This window comes from Streptomyces sp. NPDC005574 (assembly GCF_040605435.1).
GTDB lineage: Bacteria > Actinomycetota > Actinomycetes > Streptomycetales > Streptomycetaceae > Streptomyces.
The window spans coordinates 1-1,471 of sequence record NZ_JBEXCW010000319.1; the positions used below are offsets into that span (position 1 = coordinate 1).

At 61.0% G+C, this 1,471-nt stretch carries 1 pseudogene; it reads left to right on the forward strand.

Features of this window, described 5'->3' with window-relative positions:
• Nucleotides 1–317: 317 nt before the first annotated feature.
• A pseudogene (locus ABZT03_RS44470) lies at nt 318–518 on the forward strand (transposase); the annotation flags it as partial.
• Between the last annotated feature and the right edge of the window lie 953 nt (nt 519–1,471).

Genomic DNA, 1,471 nt, shown 5'->3' on the forward strand with positions numbered 1-1,471 from the left:
TGACCTGCGAGTTATGGCGCCGCCTACACCAGACCCGAGCCCAGGTCAGCCACTACCGACGCCGCGGCGACCCACTTCCGCTCCGGCTACAGCCCTGGGCGCACCACCGACCGATCCCGCCGATCACCTACCCTCAAGATCTCCGGCTGTAGTACCGGTACCCCTACTCTGGACGCATGCCCGATCACCGGCCGGGCCCGACTGTCCTACCATCGGGCAGCGGAGATCTTCGAGGAGGCCACCCGGCTGCTGGCCAACCCCCTGGCTGGCTTCGAGCAGCGGGACGAACTGCAGAGCTGGACACTGCACCGCTGGTGAACCTGACCATCAAGACCGTCAGCCGCCCGAAAGACACCTCTGGATTTGTCATCCTTCCCCGCCGCTGGGTCGTCGAACGATCCCTGGTCTGGATTATGAACGCCCGCCGACACTCGAGAGACTACGAACGAATCGTCCAGCACTCCGAAACACTTATCACCTGGGCTGCGATCACCCTCATGACCAGACGGCTCACCCGCCAGCCAGGCAGTCAGGCCGCAAAAGCGACCTGACTCGGGGTGCCTTTTTCCAACACGCGGTGGCACTTTCGGGACATTTGACGCACCAGCGACGGTTCAACCGCCCGGCATCCCTACGTCTTTAAGCGCGTGTGTTCTTTCGAACAAGACTCTCGGTCAACCAGAACGCCTTCTCAAGGCGCGAGCGCGGGCCTCATCCATGGTTTCTTCCAGTGGTGTGCCCTCATGGTAGTGCTGAACCTCGTACCCTCCGGTAGCTTCCACGGCATCCGGGTAGAAGTAGTTGCCTGTCTCTGTGCCCGGGTCGCTCCAGTAGCCGTAGAGGATGAGCTCCGGATCGTCGTCTGCCGCGATATGGCCTAGGAGAACCTCCATATCAGCAGCCGTTCGCCATACAACTCACCGAGCAGCACAAAGAATTCTTCGGGCGTCTCCGCTGTGCGGTTGAACCACGGCTCCGCCAAAGACTCAAGTTGCGATGTATGCACTTTGGGCAAAGCCCCAACGTTAGCCAGATTAACAGCTATGTCACTATTCATGCAGACATCTTCTCAAGAAGCGTCCGCCATCCTCAACAACAACAGCTGTCTCCGCAACAAAGACCGAGGCCGCCCCGTGCTGCCGCCGACCATCGTTCCGGTCCCGTGCCGGCTGAACGGCTACTGCCGGCTGTATGCAGGCTTACGCATGCAGACGCCACTGATAGAGGCTGCTCGTATCGATCGTCGCCCACGTGCCAGCGTGGACGGAGTGAAATGTCGAGCAGCTGATACCGGTGGATACGTGACCTCGCCCAGGAATCCCAAGCTGCGGGCATCGAAGGCAAGGTGGCGTGCACAATTCCATTTCCCGTCGACCGAAGCCGTCAAGAAACAACCTGGTGGTTATCGGTGCCGACTGAGGTGAGCAGGTCGGCTGCGGTGGGGTGTCGGTGCTCGGCGGGGACGATGTCG